Source organism: Pseudomonas sp. S09G 359 (assembly GCF_002843605.1).
In the GTDB taxonomy this organism is placed as follows: Bacteria; Pseudomonadota; Gammaproteobacteria; order Pseudomonadales; family Pseudomonadaceae; genus Aquipseudomonas.
Window position 1 is genome coordinate 6,562,609 of the sequence record NZ_CP025263.1, and the last position, 17,072, is coordinate 6,579,680.

Annotated in this window: 16 protein-coding genes and 1 pseudogene; 10 read left to right on the top strand and 7 right to left on the bottom strand. The window is 61.8% G+C overall.

The genetic code is table 11. The features are described 5' to 3' along the window. The first annotated feature begins 50 nt into the window (after window positions 1-50). The gene (locus CXQ82_RS30290) at window positions 51-539 is read left to right on the top strand and encodes an Lrp/AsnC ligand binding domain-containing protein (protein WP_003177284.1); all 489 of its coding nucleotides are present in this window, start codon (window positions 51-53) and stop codon (window positions 537-539) included. A 132-nt stretch (window positions 540-671) separates the two neighbouring features. On the opposite strand, the gene CXQ82_RS30295 is transcribed toward CXQ82_RS30290, so the two are convergent. Then, window positions 672-1,025, bottom strand: a complete 354-nt coding sequence (locus CXQ82_RS30295) for a YkgJ family cysteine cluster protein (RefSeq protein ID WP_101273577.1) — start codon at window positions 1,023-1,025, stop codon at window positions 672-674. A gap of 115 nt (window positions 1,026-1,140) precedes the next feature. On the opposite strand from CXQ82_RS30295, the gene CXQ82_RS30300 reads away from it, so the two are divergent. Further along, complete coding sequence (locus CXQ82_RS30300) at window positions 1,141-2,433, top strand: FAD-binding oxidoreductase (protein WP_101273578.1); 1,293 nt, start codon at window positions 1,141-1,143, stop codon at window positions 2,431-2,433. Here CXQ82_RS30300 and CXQ82_RS30305 read toward each other — a convergent pair whose 3' ends face one another. After that, on the bottom strand, window positions 2,434-2,658 hold the full coding sequence (locus CXQ82_RS30305; protein WP_101273579.1) for a DUF1127 domain-containing protein: 225 nt from the start codon (window positions 2,656-2,658) through the stop codon (window positions 2,434-2,436). A gap of 166 nt (window positions 2,659-2,824) precedes the next feature. On the opposite strand from CXQ82_RS30305, the gene CXQ82_RS30310 reads away from it, so the two are divergent. Then, complete coding sequence (locus CXQ82_RS30310) at window positions 2,825-4,249, top strand: PLP-dependent aminotransferase family protein (RefSeq protein ID WP_101273580.1); 1,425 nt, start codon at window positions 2,825-2,827, stop codon at window positions 4,247-4,249. A gap of 62 nt (window positions 4,250-4,311) precedes the next feature. Further along, window positions 4,312-5,880 carry a phospholipase D family protein gene (locus CXQ82_RS30315; protein WP_101273887.1) on the top strand — a complete coding sequence of 523 codons (1,569 nt, stop codon included), beginning with the start codon at window positions 4,312-4,314 and terminating at the stop codon, window positions 5,878-5,880. Between the two features lie 65 nt (window positions 5,881-5,945). Here the strand turns inward: CXQ82_RS30315 and CXQ82_RS30320 are convergent, their stop codons facing one another. Together CXQ82_RS30320 and CXQ82_RS30325 are read right to left on the bottom strand one after the other, a co-directional pair. Continuing rightward, a complete protein-coding gene (locus CXQ82_RS30320; RefSeq protein WP_101273581.1) occupies window positions 5,946-7,088 on the bottom strand; it encodes an MFS transporter in 1,143 nt (380 codons plus the stop codon). A 179-nt stretch (window positions 7,089-7,267) separates the two neighbouring features. Then, window positions 7,268-8,761, bottom strand: a complete 1,494-nt coding sequence (locus CXQ82_RS30325; protein ID WP_101273582.1) for an aldehyde dehydrogenase — start codon at window positions 8,759-8,761, stop codon at window positions 7,268-7,270. A 231-nt stretch (window positions 8,762-8,992) separates the two neighbouring features. Between CXQ82_RS30325 and CXQ82_RS30330 the strand changes: the two genes are divergently transcribed. Continuing rightward, on the top strand, window positions 8,993-9,355 hold the full coding sequence (locus CXQ82_RS30330) for a cupin domain-containing protein (protein ID WP_101273583.1): 363 nt from the start codon (window positions 8,993-8,995) through the stop codon (window positions 9,353-9,355). 71 nt (window positions 9,356-9,426) lie between these two features. Here CXQ82_RS30330 and rpmG read toward each other — a convergent pair whose 3' ends face one another. Then, window positions 9,427-9,582: a 50S ribosomal protein L33 gene (gene rpmG, locus CXQ82_RS30335; protein WP_003176906.1), complete on the bottom strand. Its 156-nt coding sequence runs from the start codon at window positions 9,580-9,582 to the stop codon at window positions 9,427-9,429. An 11-nt stretch (window positions 9,583-9,593) separates the two neighbouring features. Further along, window positions 9,594-9,827 (bottom strand): 50S ribosomal protein L28, encoded by a 234-nt coding sequence (rpmB, locus tag CXQ82_RS30340; protein ID WP_003176907.1) that lies wholly within the window; start codon window positions 9,825-9,827, stop codon window positions 9,594-9,596. A gap of 458 nt (window positions 9,828-10,285) precedes the next feature. Between rpmB and CXQ82_RS30345 the strand changes: the two genes are divergently transcribed. Continuing rightward, window positions 10,286-11,878, top strand: coding sequence for an ABC transporter substrate-binding protein (locus CXQ82_RS30345; protein ID WP_101273584.1), 1,593 nt, complete (start codon window positions 10,286-10,288; stop codon window positions 11,876-11,878). A 28-nt stretch (window positions 11,879-11,906) separates the two neighbouring features. Here CXQ82_RS30345 and radC read toward each other — a convergent pair whose 3' ends face one another. Next, window positions 11,907-12,581, bottom strand: a complete 675-nt coding sequence (radC, locus tag CXQ82_RS30350) for a DNA repair protein RadC (protein WP_101273585.1) — start codon at window positions 12,579-12,581, stop codon at window positions 11,907-11,909. 143 nt (window positions 12,582-12,724) lie between these two features. On the opposite strand from radC, the gene coaBC reads away from it, so the two are divergent. The 4 genes and pseudogenes from coaBC (at window position 12,725) to argB (ending at window position 16,980) form a co-directional block, all read left to right on the top strand. Continuing rightward, on the top strand, window positions 12,725-13,933 hold the full coding sequence (gene coaBC, locus CXQ82_RS30355) for a bifunctional phosphopantothenoylcysteine decarboxylase/phosphopantothenate--cysteine ligase CoaBC (protein ID WP_015886530.1): 1,209 nt from the start codon (window positions 12,725-12,727) through the stop codon (window positions 13,931-13,933). A 5-nt stretch (window positions 13,934-13,938) separates the two neighbouring features. After that, window positions 13,939-14,394 (top strand): dUTP diphosphatase, encoded by a 456-nt coding sequence (gene dut, locus CXQ82_RS30360; protein WP_101273586.1) that lies wholly within the window; start codon window positions 13,939-13,941, stop codon window positions 14,392-14,394. Window positions 14,395-14,633: 239 nt separating this feature from the next. Then, window positions 14,634-16,055 (top strand): annotated as a pseudogene (locus CXQ82_RS30370) (phosphomannomutase/phosphoglucomutase); the annotation flags it as partial. Window positions 16,056-16,074: 19 nt separating this feature from the next. Continuing rightward, complete coding sequence (gene argB, locus CXQ82_RS30375) at window positions 16,075-16,980, top strand: acetylglutamate kinase (protein WP_015886532.1); 906 nt, start codon at window positions 16,075-16,077, stop codon at window positions 16,978-16,980. The last annotated feature ends 92 nt before the right edge of the window (window positions 16,981-17,072 follow it).

Consider the following 17,072-nt stretch of genomic DNA (forward strand, 5'->3'; position numbering starts at 1 on the left):
ATTTGGCGACAATTCTCGGCAAAAACCCTTTTCACAGAGGCGTATCCCCTATGCGTACCAACACCCAGACCAAGCGGGAGCTGGACAAGATCGACCGCAATATCCTGCGCATCCTGCAAGCCGACGGGCGCATTTCGTTCACGGAGCTGGGGGAAAAGGTCGGCCTGTCGACCACGCCCTGCACCGAGCGGGTCCGTCGCCTGGAGCGCGAGGGGATCATCATGGGTTACAACGCACGGCTGAACCCGCAGCATTTGAAGGGGAGTTTGCTGGTATTTGTAGAGATCAGCCTGGATTACAAGTCCGGCGACACCTTTGAGGAATTCCGCCGCGCCGTGCTCAAACTGCCCCATGTTCTGGAGTGCCACCTGGTGTCAGGGGACTTCGACTACCTGGTAAAAGCGCGGATTTCCGAGATGGCGTCGTACCGCAAATTGCTCGGCGATATCTTGCTCAAGCTGCCTCACGTGCGCGAATCCAAGAGCTATATCGTGATGGAAGAGGTGAAGGAGAGCCTGAGCCTGCCCATTCCCGACTGACTAGCTGACACAACTCAGTCAAAATGTGGGAGGGGGCTTGCCCCCGATTACGGTACATCAGTCACCGAATCAGTGCCTGACACACAGCTATCGGGGGCAAGCCCCCTCCCACATTTTGACAGCAGACATCAGTCAGACCAACACCTGCCGGGTGCTCGCCATGTACTCATGGATCTGCTTCTCCACCCGCGGGTGAATCAGCTCCACCGGCCGCCGCCCATTGGGGCATGGCAGGGTCTTGGTAGTGCCGAACAGCCGGCAGATCAGCGGGCGTTCGTCGTACACCGTGCAGCCTTGGGGGCCGAGGTGCACACAGTTCAGCTCATCCATGGCCGCGTCCTGCTCGGCAGCGGTCTTGCGCGGCAGGCGCGACATTTCCTCGGGCGAAGTAGTCACCGGGCCACAGCAATCGTGGCAACCGGGGACGCACTCGAACGAAGGAATCTGCCTGCGCAGCGCGCTGATTTTCTGACTGTTGCAACTCATGGACACACATACCCAACCGCGAATAGGCGTGGATTCTGACGTAAAACGCCCTGCGCAGACAGCTTCGTCCGACCGCTGTATCCTGCGTCAAATTTTCCAAACAGGGATGCTCCCCATGACCGCCAGCGCCCGGCACACCGCTTCCTACTACGCCGCCAGCAGCGTGCCGCAGCCCGACTACCCGGTGTTGACGGGCGAGGTGAGCGCCGATGTGTGCGTGATCGGCGGTGGGTTTTCCGGGCTCAACACCGCCCTGGAGCTGGCTGAGCGCGGCTTTAGCGTGGTGCTGCTGGAGGCGCGCAAGATCGCCTGGGGTGCCAGTGGGCGTAACGGCGGCCAGCTGATTCGCGGCGTCGGCCACGGCCTGGACCAGTTTGCCAAGGTGATCGGCGCCGACGGCGTGCGCCAGATGAAGCTGATGGGCCTGGAAGCCGTGGAAATCGTGCGCGAGCGCGTCGAGCGCTACCAGATCCCCTGCGACCTGACCTGGGGCTACTGCGACCTCGCCAACAAGCCCCGCGACCTGCACGGCCTGGCCGAAGACGCCGAAGAACTGCGCAGCCTCGGCTATCGCCATGAAGTGCGCCTGCTGCAAGCGGCGCAGATGAGCAGCGTGATCGGCTCCGAGCGCTACGTGGGCGGCATGATCGACATGGGCTCAGGCCATTTGCACCCGTTGAACCTGGCGCTGGGCGAAGCCGCCGCCGCGCAGCAGTTGGGCGTGCAACTGTTCGAGCAGTCAGAAGTGACACGCATCGACTACGGCCCCGAGGTCAAGGTACACACCGCCCAGGGCAGCGTGCGCGCCACCACGCTGGTGCTGGCCTGCAACGCCTACCTGAACGGGCTGAACCCACACCTGAGCGGCAAGGTGCTGCCCGCCGGTAGCTACATCATCGCCACCGAACCCTTGAGCGCGGCGCAAGCCGCCAACCTGTTGCCGCAGAATATGGCGGTGTGTGACCAGCGCGTGACGGTGGATTACTTCCGCCTGTCCGCCGACCGCCGTCTGCTGTTCGGCGGTGCCTGCCACTATTCCGGGCGCGACCCCAAGGACATCGGCGCCTACATGCGGCCGAAGATGCTGCAGGTGTTCCCGCAACTGGCCGACGTGAAGATCGACTATCAATGGGGCGGCATGATCGGCATCGGCGCCAACCGCCTGCCGCAAATCGGCCGCCTGGCGGACCAGCCCAATGTGTATTACGCCCAGGCCTACGCCGGCCATGGCCTCAACGCCACGCACCTGGCAGGCAAGCTGCTGGCCGAAGCCATCAGCGGCCAGCAACAGGGGCGTTTCGACCTGTTCGCCCAGGTGCCGCACATCACCTTCCCCGGTGGCAAACACCTGCGCTCGCCGTTGCTGGCACTGGGAATGCTCTGGCACCGCCTCAAAGAGCTGCTCTGACTAATCGCGCCAGAAGGGTTTCAAGCCTTCCTGGCGCGCCTGTTCAGCCGTCAAGCCGACGTCGCGCAGTTGCTCGCGGGTCAGGTGCAGCAGGGCCTGGCGCGTGTGGCGGCGGTGCCAGAACAGGTTCCAGCGGCTGATCTCGCGCGGCGATGTCGCGCGCTCCTGCCCTGCCTGCAATTCCTGACTGTGTAACATCAGCCGCACATCGCTCATGCCGTTCATTTTGCTGCCCCTCATTTGCCTGTTGCCATGAGTGACTAGAATGAGCGCGGGGGCAAAACCATTACAGATTCAACCAATCTTTATTAAATCCATACAGATACTGCCTGTGTGCGGCTGAATCGTGTATTTTCAGCCTATCTGTAATGGTCCACTGTGAGCAGCCGCCATGACCCTGTACGTCAACCTCGCCGAATTATTGGGCACGCGCATCGAACAGGGCTTCTATCGCCCCGGCGACCGACTGCCCTCCGTGCGCGCCTTGAGCGTTGAACATGGGGTGAGCCTGAGCACCGTGCAGCAGGCGTACCGGTTGCTGGAAGACAACGGCCTGGCAATGCCCAAGCCCAAATCCGGTTATTTCGTGCCGGTAGGTCGGGAGTTGCCGGCCTTGCCTGAAGTAGGCCGCCCAGCCCAACGCCCGGTGGAAATTTCGCAGTGGGACCAAGTGCTGGAGCTGATTCGCGCAGTACCGCGCAAAGACGTGATACAGATGGGTCGTGGCATGCCGGATGTATTGTCGCCAACCCTGAAACCCCTGCTTCGCAGCCTCGCCCGCGTCAGTCGGCGCCAGGACCTGCCAGGCCTGTATTACGACAATATCCTCGGCTGTATGGAACTGCGTGAGCAAATTGCCCGGCTGTCATTGGATTCCGGCTGCCAGCTGACCGCCGAAGACATCGTGATCACCACCGGTTGCCATGAGGCGCTTTCCGCCAGCATCCATGCGATCTGCGAACCGGGGGACATCGTGGCGGTGGACTCGCCCAGCTTCCACGGCGCCATGCAGACCCTTAAAGGCCTGAGCATGAAAGCCCTGGAAATTCCTACGGACCCTATCACCGGCATCAGCCTCGAAGCCCTGGAACTGGCGCTGGAACAGTGGCCGATCAAGGTGATCCAGCTGACCCCCAACTGCAACAACCCCCTGGGCTACATCATGCCGGAGGCGCGCAAACGCGCGCTGCTGACCCTGGCCCAGCGCTTCGACGTGGCAATTATCGAAGACGATGTGTACGGCGAACTGGCCTACAGCTACCCGCGCCCGCGCACCATCAAATCCTTCGACGAAGACGGCCGCGTGCTGCTGTGCAGCTCGTTCTCGAAAACCCTGGCGCCCGGCCTGCGCATTGGCTGGGTCGCGCCAGGGCGTTACCTGGAGCGGGTACTGCACATGAAATACATCAGCACCGGATGCACCGCCACGCAACCGCAGATCGCAATTGCCGAGTTTCTCAAAGGTGGGCATTTCGAACCACATTTGCGCCGGATGCGCACCCAATACCAGCGTAATCGCGACTTGATGCTCGATTGGGTCAGCCGTTATTTCCCGACAGGCACCCGCGCCAGCCGCCCCCAAGGCAGTTTCATGCTGTGGATCGAACTGCCGGAAGGCTTCGATACCCTCAAGCTCAACCGCATTTTGGTGGAGCAAGGCGTACAGGTGGCGGTGGGCAGCATTTTTTCCGCATCGGGAAAATACCGGAACTGCCTGCGCATGAACTACGCTGCCAAGCCGACCGCGCAGATTGAAGAGGCCGTGCGCAAGGTCGGCGCCGCCGCGAGCAAACTGCTGGCCGAGGCGGCGGACTGACCTTTCGCGGCAAATTGCCGTCATATGCCGACAACCGCCCTGATCTGGAAGCGATGCCCTTGATGATTCGACGGCTTTTACCGTTCTGCCTGTTGGGCGCCCTGACACTCGGCGGTTGCGCCACGGTGAGTACACCGCGCATCCCCAGCGACGCCCTGCCCGCTGCGCAATCCTCGTTCGGCCGCTCGATCCAGGCCCAGGCCGCGCCCTACCAAGGGCGCTCGGGCTTTCGCCTGCTGCCCAACAGCAGCGAAGCCTTCATGGCCCGCGCCGAACTGATCCGCAACGCCCAGACCAGCCTCGACCTGCAGTACTACATCGTCCACGACGGCATCAGCACGCGCATGCTGGTGGACGAACTGCTCAAGGCCGCCGACCGCGGCGTTCGCGTGCGCATCCTGCTGGACGACACCACCAGCGACGGCCTCGACCAGATCATCGCCACCCTCGCCGCCCACCCAAAGATCGAGATTCGCCTGTTCAACCCGCTGCACCTGGGACGCAGCACCGGCGTGACGCGGGCCATGGGCCGGCTGTTCAACCTGTCGCTGCAACACCGGCGCATGCACAACAAGCTGTGGTTGGCGGACAACAGCGTGGCCATCGTCGGCGGGCGCAACTTGGGGGATGAGTATTTCGATGCCGAGCCAAGCCTGAACTTCACGGATATCGACATGCTCAGCGTCGGGCCGGTGGCCGAGCAACTCGGCCACAGTTTCGATCAGTACTGGAACAGCGCCCTGAGCAAACCCATCGACGATTTTGTCTCCAACGCCCCTTCCAGAGGCGACCTGGCCGCCGCCCGCGTGCGCCTGGAAGCCTCGCTGGCCGAGTCGCGCCAGCAGAACCACGCGCTGTACAACCGCCTGCGCACCTACCAGACGCAACCGCGCATGGAGACCTGGCGCCGCGAACTGATCTGGGCCTGGAACCAGGCACTCTGGGACGCGCCGAGCAAAGTGCTGGCCAAAGCCGACCCGGACCCGCGCCTGTTGCTCACCACTCAGCTGGGCCCGGAGCTTGAGGGCGTCAACCATGAGCTGATAATGATCTCGGCGTACTTTGTGCCGGGGCAGCCTGGGTTGGTGTACCTGACGGGGCGCGCCGATGCCGGCGTGTCGGTGAGCCTGCTGACCAATTCCCTGGAAGCCACGGACGTACCGGCCGTGCATGGCGGTTACGCGCCCTATCGCAAGGCGCTGCTGGAGCACGGGGTGAAACTCTACGAACTGCGCCGCCAACCCGGCGACCCCAGCGCCGGCAGCGGCCCGCACCTGTTCCGGCGCGGCACCTTCCGAGGCTCGGACTCGAGCCTGCACAGCAAGGCAATGATCTTTGACCGGACCAAGTCGTTTATCGGCTCATTCAATTTCGACCCGCGTTCGGTACTGTGGAACACCGAAGTCGGCGTGTTGGTGGACAGCCCCGAGCTCGCGGAGCACGTGCGCAACCTGGCGCTGCAAGGCATGGCGCCGGCCCTGAGCTACGAAGCGAAACTGCAGGATGGCCAAGTGGTGTGGGTAACCGAGGACAACGGCCAGTTGCACACCCTGACCCGTGAGCCGGGCAGTTGGTGGCGCAGGTTCAATGCCTGGTTCGCCACCAGCGTCGGCCTTGAGCGCATGCTCTAGAAGCATCACAGATCAAAAATGTGGGAGGGGCAAGCCCCCTCCCACATTTTGAATGCATTTCAAGGTCAGGCCGGCTGTGCGGCGCCAAATGCCCCTTGGCGCAGTAACAGCACCACCAACCCCAACGCGCCGGCTGCCATCAGCAACGGCAGCGCATGCCCGCTGATCCACTGGCTGCCCGCACCGGCCACCAGCGGGCCGATCAGACAGCCGATGCCCCACAGCTGCGCCACGTGGGCATTGGCGCGCACCAGCGCATCGTCGCGGTAGCGCTCGCCGATCAGGATCAATGACAAGGTAAACAATCCACCGGCACTGGCGCCGAACAGCACCCACACCGGCCAGATCAGCGGCGTGTGCATCAATACCGGAATCGCCAGGCTAGAGCCCAGCAACAGCAGCGCACAACTCAGGAACAAGGTGCGCCGTGGCAGGTAATCCGCCAGCGCACCGATGGGCAGTTGCAGCAGCGCGTCGCCGACCACCACCGTGCTGACCATGGCCAGGGCGACCTCGGCGGTAAAACCTTGTTGCAGGCAATACACCGGCAGCAGCGTCAGAATCATCGCCTCGAACGCCGCGAACAACGCCACCGCCCAGGCAATCGCCGGCAAACTCAGGCAGAAGCGCCACAGTTGCGCGAAGGTCACGCTGAACGATTCGGCACTCGGTGCGCCGGAGCGTCCCAGCAGCAAAAGCGGCGCAACCAGCAGCAACCCTACCCCGACCCAGAAACCGTAGTCGTGGTCGGTGCCGATCAGGCCCAGCAGCAGCGGCCCCGACAGTTGGCTCAAGGCATAACTGCAGCCATACAACGCCACCAGGCGGCCGCGCCACTGCTCGACCACCAGCTGGTTGATCCAGCTTTCGCCGAGGATAAACACGATGGTCAGGATCACCCCGATCATCAGCCGCAGCACCAGCCACACCGGGTAACTGGGCAAAATCGCCAGCAAGCCGATGGACACCGCCCCCGCCCACAGGCACAGGCGCATCAGGTTGGCAGTGCCGAGCCATGAGGCCATGCGGCTGGAGACTTTCGCACCCAGCAACACGCCAAACGCCGGCATGGCCGCCATCACGCCAATCGCGAAGCTGCCGTAACCCCAGCTTTCAAGGCGCAGGGACACCAACGGCATGCTGACGCCCAGCGCCAAGCCAACGCTAAGTACCGAGGCCAGCACGGCGAAATAAGTCGCCCAACGCATTTCCACGCTCCTGTGGATAATTCTTGAGTACACACAAAACAGTGTGGGAGGGGGCTCATGTGGGAGCTGGCTTGCCTGCGATGCAAGCACCTCCGTGTGTCAGTCACACCTCGGTGATGCTATCGCAGGCAAGCCAGCTCCCACACAAGCCCCCTCCCACATTTGGCCTGCAGTGTTGCTTACAGCTTGATCCAGGTCGCCTTCAGCTCGGTGTACTTATCGAAGGCGTGCAGCGACTTGTCGCGACCGTTGCCCGACTGCTTGAAGCCACCAAACGGCGCGGTCATGTCGCCGCCATCGTACTGGTTGACCCACACGCTACCGGCACGCAGGGCCTTGGCGGTCAGGTGCGCCTTGGAGATATCCGCCGTCCACACAGCTGCGGCCAGGCCATATTGGGTGTCGTTGGCGATGGCGATGGCTTCTTCGGCGCTGTCGAAGGTGATCACCGACAGCACGGGGCCGAAGATCTCTTCCTGGGCGATCTTCATGGCGTTGGTTACACCGTCGAAAATCGTCGGTTCGACGTAGGTGCCACCGGTTTCTTCCAGGGTGCGCTTGCCGCCGGCGACCAACTTGGCGCCGTCAGCGTGGCCGGCTTCGATGTACGACAGCACGGTGTTCATCTGCTGGGTGTCCACCAGTGCACCGACGTTGGTCGCCGGGTCCAGCGGGTTGCCTGGCTTCCAGCCCTTGAGGGCCTCGATCACCAGCGGCAGGAATTTATCCTTGATGGAGCGCTCCACCAGCAGGCGCGAGCCGGCGGTGCAGACTTCGCCCTGGTTAAAGGCGATAGCGCCGGCGGCGGATTCAGCGGCGGCTTGCAGGTCCGGCGCGTCGGCGAACACGATGTTCGGGCTCTTGCCGCCCGCTTCCAGCCATACACGCTTCATGTTCGACTCGCCGGAGCGGATCAACAACTGCTTGGCGATCTTGGTGGAACCGGTGAACACCAGAGTATCCACGTCCATGTGCAGAGCCAGCGCGTTGCCCACGGTGTGGCCATAACCCGGCAGCACGTTGAACACGCCCTTTGGAATGCCGGCTTCAACGGCCAGGGCGGCGATGCGGATGGCGGTCAGCGGAGATTTTTCGGACGGCTTGAGGATCACCGAGTTACCGGTGGACAGCGCCGGCCCGAGTTTCCAGCAAGCCATCATCAGCGGGAAGTTCCACGGCACGATGGCACCGACAACACCCACAGGCTCGCGGGTCACCAGACCCAGTTGGTCGTGCGGGGTGGCCGCGACTTCGTCGTAGATTTTGTCGATCGCCTCGCCGCTCCAGCTCAGAGCATTGGCGGCGCCCGGCACGTCGATGCCCAGGGAGTCGCTGATCGGCTTGCCCATATCCAGGGTTTCAAGCAGCGCCAGCTCTTCGGCATTGGCCTTGAGCAGCGCGGCGAAACGGATCATGGTGGCTTTGCGTTTGGCCGGCGCGAGGCGCGACCAGACACCGGAATTAAAGGTGGCGCGGGCATTTTCCACGGCGCGCTGGGCGTCGGCGGCGTCACAGCTGGCAACAGTGGCCAGCAGGCGGCCATCGACCGGGCTGATGCATTCGAAGGTGTCACCGGAAACAGCGGCGGTGTATTCGCCATTGATATAGGCGCGGCCTTCGATCTTCAGATCCTTGGCGCGTTGTTCCCAGTCGGCACGGGTCAGGGTGGTCATGCGAGTGTCCTCCTCTTATTGAATACAAGGGCCAGGTGATGTCCCCCGGCAGCCTCAAAGAATTCTTTGCCCGGCCAGCCTGCTGTTCGGCTCAAGGCAGCTGCCACCCTAAACCAGCGGCTGGGGGTGTTTCAATATATTTGACATAACGCCGGTAAACGCCCTTGCGATGTTCATTTTAATAAACATAGACTTTGGGCTCTCCAACCGCAGGCCAGACGGGACACGCACATGAGCATCCAGGACATCGTCGACTTCAGCCAAGCCAGCACCGCCCCCGAACGCTACCGCCCTGCTGCGGAAAAGATCATCAAGGGCGATCCCGAGCAAACCGTCTACAACCACTACAACAGCCCGTGCGGCCAAATGAGCGCCGGCGTCTGGGAGGGTGAAGTCGGGCAGTGGAAGGTCAACTACACCGAGCACGAGTACTGCGAAATTGTGCAGGGTGTGTCCGTGCTGCGCGATGCCGAGGGCAACGCCAAGACCTTGCGCGCCGGCGACCGCTTCGTGATCCCCGCCGGTTTCAACGGCACCTGGGAAGTACTGGAGCCGTGCCGCAAGATCTACGTGGTGTTCGAGCAGAAAGCCTGATCAATAAATGGCAGGCAAAAAAAAGCCCGACTCGTGAGAGACGGGCTTTTTTTCACAAGGAGGAAAATCAATTACTTGATTTTGCCTTCTTTGTAGATCACGTGCTTGCGAACGCGCGGGTCGAACATTTTCTTTTCGAGCTTGTCCGGGGTAGTACGCTTGTTCTTGTCGGTAGTGTAGAAGTGACCAGTACCGGCGCTAGAGATCATTCGAATCAATTCACGCATGATAAAGCTCCTTAGATCTTGCCAGCGGCGCGGATTTCGGCCAGCACGACAGTGATGCCACGCTTGTCGATGATACGCATACCTTTGGCAGATACACGCAGGCGAACAAAACGTTTCTCTTCTTCAACCCAGAAGCGGTGATGCTGCAGGTTCGGCAGGAAACGACGACGGGTTTTGTTATTTGCGTGGGAAATGTTATTCCCAGTCACCGGACCCTTACCGGTAACTTGACAGACTCTCGACATGCCTCAGCCCTCTAAAACCACATGCCCAACCCGGCATGGGTTGGCCGCTTAATCTCTCAGTCATTTGGCGCCAGGCGCCGCGTTTCTTTAAGGGTCTTACCGGCTACACCTACAGTGAAGGAACCGGGCCCCTAGAAAAGAGCGCTGCTTTATACCAGAAAGACCCCAGTGCAACAACAGCCCGTGTGTTTTTCCTGGCGTAAATCTCGGCGACAGACGCCCGAACCGTTGCCAGGAGGGGCCGCTGTAACAGCCGACCGCTCGTCGCACAGAATCATTTACAGCCCCCGCGCGCGCAGTAATGCGCACGGCGAAACACGCTGAGGCGCCATCAAAACAGCATTTGAAGCAAAAGCACAGGCAAAAATGGGCTAGTCATTTATCAATCAGACCACTACGGTAGGTCTTTTCCAGACTGCACTCGCAGATGGGCCTTCGATCTGCAAAGGAAACCGAACATGCGCCTCGCTGCCCTACCGCTATTGCTAGCCCCTCTCTTTATCGCCCCGCTGGCCAATGCCGCCAGTAACCTGAGCGTCTGCACCGAGGCCAGCCCCGAAGGGTTCGACGTGGTGCAATACAACTCGCTGACCACCACCAATGCCTCGGCCGACGTGCTGATGAACCGCCTGGTGGACTACGACGCAGCCAGCGGCAAGCTGGTGCCAAGCCTGGCGGACAGCTGGGACGTCTCGCCGGATGGCCTGACCTACACCTTCAAGCTGCACCCGGACGTGAAATTCCACCGCACCGAGTATTTCACCCCCAGCCGCACCCTGACCGCCGAAGACGTGCGCTTCAGCTTCGAGCGTATGCTCGACCCGGCCAACCCATGGCACAAGATCGCCCAGAGCGGCTTCCCCCATGCGCAGTCCCTGCAATTACCCACACTGGTCAAAAAGATCGACGCCCTCGACCCGCTGACCGTGCGCTTCACCCTGGACCACGCCGACTCCACGTTCCTCGCGGCCCTGAGCATGGGCTTTGCCTCGATCTACCCAGCGGAATACGCCGACAAACTGCTCAAGGCCGGCACCCCGGAAAAGCTCAATAGCCAGCCGATCGGTACCGGGCCATTCATCTTCAGCCGTTTCCAGAAAGACGCCGTGGTCCGCTATAAGGCCAACCCGGACTACTTCGCCGGCAAACCGGCTGTGGATAACTTGATCTTCGCGATTACCCCGGACGCCAACGTACGCTTGCAGAAACTCAAGCGCGATGAATGCCAGATCGCCCTGTCGCCCAAGCCCCTGGATGTGGGCGAGGCCGAGAAAGAACCCGCGCTCAAGGTAGAAAAAACCGCAGCGTTCATGACCGCTTTCGTGGCCATCAACAGCCAGCACCCGCCGCTGGACAAGCCCGAAGTGCGCCAGGCGATCAACCTGGCCTTCGACAAGGCCAGCTACCTCAAGGCCGTGTTTGAAGGCACCGCCGAAGCCGCCAACGGCCCGTACCCAGCCAACACCTGGAGCTACGCCAAAGACCTGCCGGGTTATCCACAGGACCTCGCCAAGGCCAAGGCGCTGCTCGACCGTGCCGGGCTCAAGGATGGCTTCAAGACCACCATCTGGACCCGCCCTACCGGCAGCCTGCTGAACCCCAACCCGAACCTCGGCGCGCAACTGTTGCAGGCGGACCTGGCCAAAGTCGGCATCCAGGCCGAGATCCGCGTGATCGAATGGGGCGAATTGATCCGTCGCGCCAAAGCTGGCGAGCACGACCTGCTGTTCATGGGCTGGGCCGGCGACAACGGCGACCCGGATAACTTCCTGACCCCGCAGTTCTCTTGCGCGGCGGTGAAATCCGGCACCAACTTCGCCCGCTACTGCGACCCGGCGCTGGACAAGCTGATCAGCGCCGGCAAAACCACCAGCGAGCAAGGGGTGCGCAGCAAGCTGTATCAACAGGCCCAGGCGCAGATCCAGCAGCAGGCGCTGTGGCTGCCGCTGGCGCACCCGACGGCGTTCGCCCTGGCACGCAAGAGTGTCGAGGGGTACCAGGTAAGCCCATTCGGGCGCCAGGATTTCTCCAAGGTCAGCGTCAAGCCCTGAGCCTCTGGCCCGCCCCGCATGGGGCGGGCTACATCCACCCATATTCCGCCATCGACAGCGGGTCACCATCCCCCACGATGATGTGATCGAGCACCCGCACATCGACCATTTCCAAAGCCTTCTGCAGGATTTTGGTTAATTTTCGATCAGCTGCGCTCGGTTCCAGGCTTCCCGAAGGGTGGTTATGACACAGGATCAACGCCGCCGCGTTGTAGGCCAGTGCGCGCTTGACCACTTGCCGTGGGTACACGATGGCGGCATCGATGGTGCCCTCCGATAAAGCTTCGAAGCCCAGCACCCGGTGCCTGGAGTCCAGGAACAGACAACCGAACACCTCGTGTGGCTCATGACGCAACAACGCCTTGAGGTAATCACGCACGGCCACCGGGCTCTCCAGTACCGAGTCATTGCGTAAGCGCTCGGCCATATGGCGCCGGGACATTTCCAGCACCGCCTGCAACTGGGCAAACTTAGCCGGCCCCAAGCCCAATTGCTGGCTGAACAGCGTCTGGCTGGCCTCCAGCAGCGGTCGCAGCCCGCCAAACTGCGCCAGCAGATGGCGCGCCAGGTCGACTGCGCTCCAGCCGGACACGCCGGTACGCAGGAAGATTGCCAGCAATTCGGCGTCCGACAGACTCGCCGCCCCCCACTCCAGAAGCTTCTCCCGCGGCCGCTCTGCCAAGGGCCAATCACGAATGCTCATCTCACTTCCCTGTGTATGTGCGCCACTGTTGCCAGGCAGGCGCTGTGTTATCGTAGGCCCTCTTTTTTGCATGCGATTTCCCCTGGGGAGGGGGCATCGCACGCGCCATTGAACTGGCATCACTGAACTGGAAAGGCAAACCAATGCAGCGTCTGTATCGGAAACGCATCGTTCTCGGCGTTGGCGGCGGCATTGCCGCCTACAAGAGCGCAGAGCTGGTCCGCAGGCTCCTCGACCAAGGCGCCGAAGTGCGCGTGGTCATGACCCGTGGTGGCAGTGAGTTCATCACCCCGCTGACCATGCAGGCCTTGTCCGGCCACCCGGTTCACCTGGACCTGCTGGACCCGGCCGCCGAAGCCGCCATGGGCCATATCGAACTGGCCAAATGGGCCGACCTGGTGCTGATCGCCCCGGCCACCGCCGACCTGATCGCACGCCTGGCCCAAGGCATCGCCGATGACCTGCTGACCACCCTGGTACTGGCCACCGACGCCACCGTCGCCATCGCCCCGGCCATGAACCAGGCCATGTGGCGCGACCCGGCGACCCAGGCCAACACTCAACTGCTGCAAAGCCGTGGCCTGAAAGTGTTCGGCCCGGCATCCGGCAGCCAGGCCTGCGGCGACGTGGGCATGGGCCGCATGCTCGAAGCCACCGACCTGGCGCTGTGCGCCGCCGAATGCTTCCAACACCTGGCCCTGACCGGCAAGCACGTGCTGATCACTGCCGGGCCGACCCAGGAAAACATCGACCCGGTGCGCTACATCACCAACCATAGCTCAGGGAAAATGGGCTTCGCCCTGGCTGAAGCGGCGGTCGAGGCAGGCGCACGCGTCACCTTGATCACCGGCCCGGTGCATTTGCCGACCCCTGATCGCGTCACGCGAATCGACGTAGTCAGCGCCCGAGACATGTTGGCGGCCTGTGAGGCAGCTATTCCCTGCGATCTGTTTATCGCTTCGGCAGCGGTTGCAGACTACCGCCCGGAAGTCGTTGCCCCGCAAAAACTCAAGAAAGACCCTACAAGCGGCGACGGTCTGCTCCTGCAAATGGTGCGCAACCCAGACATCCTGGCCACTATCGCCACGCGCCCGGACCGTCCGTTCAGCGTCGGCTTTGCCGCCGAGACCGAGCACCTGCTGGACTACGCCGCACGCAAATTGAAAGACAAAAACCTCGACCTGATCGTTGCCAACGATGTCGCCAACCCGAGCATCGGCTTCAACAGCGAGGAAAACGCCTGCAGCGTGATCGACCGCGAGCTGCACGCCACCCTTTTCGCCCAGACCAGCAAGGGCAAGATTGCCCGCCAACTGATCTCTTTTATCGCCCAACGGCTGAACCAGGTTTAATTTCCATGCACGCTTTGCAAGCCAAGATCCTCGACCCACGCATCGGCAACGAATTCCCACTGCCGGCCTACGCCACCCCAGGCTCCGCCGGCCTCGACCTGCGCGCCATGCTCAAGCAAGACACCGTGCTTGAGCCGGGCCAGACCATTCTGATTCCTACCGGCCTGTCGATCTACGTCGGCGACCCGGGCCTGGCGGCGCTGATCCTGCCGCGCTCCGGCCTGGGTCACAAACACGGGATCGTGCTGGGCAACCTGGTGGGCCTGATCGATTCGGACTACCAGGGCGAGCTGATGGTGTCGTGCTGGAACCGTGGCCAGACCGCATTTAACATTGCGGTCGGTGAGCGCATCGCCCAGCTTGTCCTGGTACCGGTGGTACAGGCGCACTTCGAACTGGTTTCGGAATTTGATGAAACACAACGTGGTGCAGGTGGCTTTGGGCATTCCGGTAGCCACTGACTAAGCTGAACCTGGCCGGGCGCTTTTGCCCGGCTGACGCCCCCGCCGGGCTTTTCAGGACGAAGAATGCGCGGACTTTATCAGCGAGATTTCCCTAGTGAAATCAATGCATTACGCGGAAAACAAGACGGGGCCCAAGCTCCGATGGCATTTTTGCACCACGAACTCTCTGCCGAAAACACCGTCATACCCTTCAGTTTGAGCCTGCCGGTCAGCCACTTTAAGGCCAGCCTTGCCCCCTTCAGATGGAGTTTCCCCCCGCGATGAGTACCGCAGCCCGAGTAGCCCCGACATTCCCCGACAGCATCTTTCGCGCCTACGACATCCGTGGCGTGGTGCCCAAGACCCTGACCGCCGAAACCGCCTACTGGATCGGCCGCGCCATCGGCGCCCAGAGCCTGGCCCAGGATGAGCCGAACGTTTCGGTCGGCCGTGACGGCCGCCTGTCCGGCCCCGAGTTGGTGGAACAACTGATCCAGGGCCTGGCCGACAGCGGCTGCCATGTCAGCGATGTGGGCCTGGTGCCAACGCCTGCGCTGTACTACGCCGCCAACGTGCTGGCCGGCAAATCCGGCGTGATGCTGACCGGCAGCCATAACCCGTCGGACTACAACGGCTTCAAGATCGTCATCGCCGGCGACACCCTCGCCAACGAACAGATCCAGGCCCTGCACACCCGCCTGAAGACCAACGACCTGACCAGCGGTGAAGGCAGCATCACCAAAGTCGACATCCTGCAGCGCTACTCTGATGAAATCACCCGCGACGTCAAACTCGCCCGCCGCCTCAAAGTGGTGGTGGACTGCGGCAACGGCGCGGCCGGCGTGATTGCCCCGCAATTGCTCGAAGCGCTGAACTGTGAAGTGATCCCGCTGTTCTGCGAAGTCGACGGCCACTTCCCCAACCACCACCCGGACCCGGGCAAGCCGGAAAACCTGGTGGACCTGATCGCCAAGGTCAAGGAAACCGGGGCCGACGTCGGCCTGGCCTTCGACGGCGACGGCGACCGTGTGGGCGTGGTGACTGAAACCGGCGAGATCGTATTCCCGGACCGCCTGCTGATGCTGTTCGCCCGCGACGTGGTGGCGCGCAATGCCAACGCCGAGATCATCTTCGACGTGAAGTGCACCCGCCGCCTCACTCCGCTGATCAAGGAATACGGCGGTCGCCCGCTAATGTGGAAGACCGGTCACTCGTTGATCAAAAAGAAAATGAAGGAAACCGGCGCCTTGTTGGCCGGTGAAATGAGTGGCCACGTGTTCTTCAAGGAGCGCTGGTTCGGGTTTGACGACGGTATTTACAGCGCCGCTCGTCTGTTGGAGATCCTCAGCAAGGAAAAATCCACGGCAGAAGAGCTGTTTCAGACCTTCCCGAATGATATTTCTACGCCAGAGATCAATATCCATGTGACCGAGGAGAGCAAATTCAGCATCATTGACGCACTGCACGATGCGCAATGGGGTGAAGGCGCCAACCTGACCACTATTGATGGTGTGCGAGTCGATTACGCCAAAGGCTGGGGCCTGGTGCGCGCATCCAACACCACACCGGTGCTGGTGCTGCGTTTCGAGGCGGATACCGAGGCTGAGTTGCAGCGCATCAAGGACGTGTTCCACGCCCAGTTGAAACGTGTTGCCCCTGATCTCCAATTACCGTTCTGATTTTTTACCGGAGCCCTGAATGACCCTCGAACGCGAAGCCGCTGCCAACACTGCCAAGGTCCTTTCCGAAGCGTTGCCTTACATCCGACGCTACGTCGGCAAGACGCTGGTGATCAAGTACGGCGGCAATGCCATGGAAAGCGACGAGCTTAAAACCGGCTTTGCCCGCGATATCGTGTTGATGAAAGCCGTGGGGATCAACCCGGTAGTCGTGCACGGTGGCGGCCCGCAGATCGGCGACCTGCTCAAGCGCCTGTCGATCGAGAGTCACTTCATCGATGGCATGCGCGTCACTGACGCGCAGACCATGGACGTGGTGGAGATGGTCCTCGGCGGCCAGGTCAACAAGGACATCGTCAACCTGATCAACCGTCACGGCGGCAGCGCCATCGGCCTGACCGGCAAGGACGCGGAGCTGATCCGCGCGAAAAAACTGACAGTCACCCGCCAGACACCGGAAATGACCCAACCGGAAATCATCGACATCGGCCAAGTGGGCGAAGTGATCGGCATCAACACCGACTTGCTCAACCTGCTGGTCAAGGGCGATTTCATCCCGGTAATCGCGCCCATCGGCGTGGGTGCCAACGGTGAGTCCTACAACATCAACGCCGACCTGGTGGCCGGCAAGGTGGCCGAGGCGCTGAAGGCTGAAAAGCTGATGCTGCTGACCAACATCGCCGGCCTGATGGATAAGGAAGGCAAGGTGCTGACCGGCTTGACCACCCAACAGGTGGACGAGCTGATTGCCGACGGCACCATTTATGGTGGCATGCTGCCGAAGATCCGTTGCGCGCTGGAAGCGGTGCAAGGCGGCGTCGGTAGCTCGCTGATCCTGGATGGCCGCGTGCCGAATGCGATCCTGCTGGAAATCTTCACCGATACCGGTGTGGGTACGCTGATCAGCAACCGCAAGCGTCCTTAAACGCTATAAACAAAAAGCCCCCGCTCAATAACATTGAGCGGGGGCTTTTTTATGAGGCCTTCAAGGTGAAATGCAACCCAATGTGGGAGCGG

Bases quoted from the DNA above. Each gene is read 5' to 3' on its own strand.
- CXQ82_RS30325 (WP_101273582.1), bottom strand. From the start codon at position 8,761: ATGACCACCCTGACCCGTGCCGACTGGGAACAACGCGCCAAGGATCTG.
- rpmB (WP_003176907.1), bottom strand. From the start codon at position 9,827: ATGTCGAGAGTCTGTCAAGTTACCGGTAAGGGTCCGGTGACTGGGAAT.
- CXQ82_RS30310 (WP_101273580.1), top strand. From the start codon at position 2,825: ATGACCCTGTACGTCAACCTCGCCGAATTATTGGGCACGCGCATCGAA.
- rpmG (WP_003176906.1), bottom strand. From the start codon at position 9,582: ATGCGTGAATTGATTCGAATGATCTCTAGCGCCGGTACTGGTCACTTC.
- CXQ82_RS30305 (WP_101273579.1), bottom strand. From the start codon at position 2,658: ATGAACGGCATGAGCGATGTGCGGCTGATGTTACACAGTCAGGAATTG.
- CXQ82_RS30315 (WP_101273887.1), top strand. From the start codon at position 4,312: ATGATTCGACGGCTTTTACCGTTCTGCCTGTTGGGCGCCCTGACACTC.
- CXQ82_RS30330 (WP_101273583.1), top strand. From the start codon at position 8,993: ATGAGCATCCAGGACATCGTCGACTTCAGCCAAGCCAGCACCGCCCCC.
- CXQ82_RS30345 (WP_101273584.1), top strand. From the start codon at position 10,286: ATGCGCCTCGCTGCCCTACCGCTATTGCTAGCCCCTCTCTTTATCGCC.
- CXQ82_RS30295 (WP_101273577.1), bottom strand. From the start codon at position 1,025: ATGAGTTGCAACAGTCAGAAAATCAGCGCGCTGCGCAGGCAGATTCCT.
- CXQ82_RS30320 (WP_101273581.1), bottom strand. From the start codon at position 7,088: ATGCGTTGGGCGACTTATTTCGCCGTGCTGGCCTCGGTACTTAGCGTT.
- radC (WP_101273585.1), bottom strand. From the start codon at position 12,581: ATGAGCATTCGTGATTGGCCCTTGGCAGAGCGGCCGCGGGAGAAGCTT.
- dut (WP_101273586.1), top strand. From the start codon at position 13,939: ATGCACGCTTTGCAAGCCAAGATCCTCGACCCACGCATCGGCAACGAA.
- CXQ82_RS30290 (WP_003177284.1), top strand. From the start codon at position 51: ATGCGTACCAACACCCAGACCAAGCGGGAGCTGGACAAGATCGACCGC.
- coaBC (WP_015886530.1), top strand. From the start codon at position 12,725: ATGCAGCGTCTGTATCGGAAACGCATCGTTCTCGGCGTTGGCGGCGGC.
- argB (WP_015886532.1), top strand. From the start codon at position 16,075: ATGACCCTCGAACGCGAAGCCGCTGCCAACACTGCCAAGGTCCTTTCC.
- CXQ82_RS30300 (WP_101273578.1), top strand. From the start codon at position 1,141: ATGACCGCCAGCGCCCGGCACACCGCTTCCTACTACGCCGCCAGCAGC.